The sequence below is a fragment of the Pseudomonas sp. PME37.24/025 genome, from assembly GCF_055556615.1.
Window position 1 is genome coordinate 1 of record NZ_JBVHNK010000113.1, and the last position, 279, is coordinate 279.

Here is a 279-nt window from a genome sequence, read left to right on the forward strand (position 1 = left end):
GTCGCTTGCCAACGGATCGTGGAGCACGAGACGATCCCCGCGGATCGGTTGAACTTTGGGGCCTCAATTGAGGTTGGCGGCTTGGGCAATCTGGAACTTGTCCAGTTTCGCAATTCTCCTATGCAGGTAAGCCACACCCTCGCGCAAGCGACTCGCGCGCGTTCCGACCAACTATTCGTGTGTTACCAGGTCTCCGGTTCCGTCTTGATCGCACAAAATGCACGCGAAGTGACTTTGAGCGCGGGAAACCTCACGCTGATCGATCCATTGCTTCCATAT

At 55.9% G+C, this 279-nt stretch carries 1 protein-coding gene; it reads left to right on the forward strand.

What is annotated here, in order from left to right:
* Positions 1–18 precede the first annotated feature (18 nt).
* Positions 19–279, forward strand: a 261-nt coding sequence (locus tag ACZ3HH_RS29725) for an AraC-like ligand-binding domain-containing protein (protein ID WP_465810120.1), incomplete at its 3' end; no start/stop codon positions are given.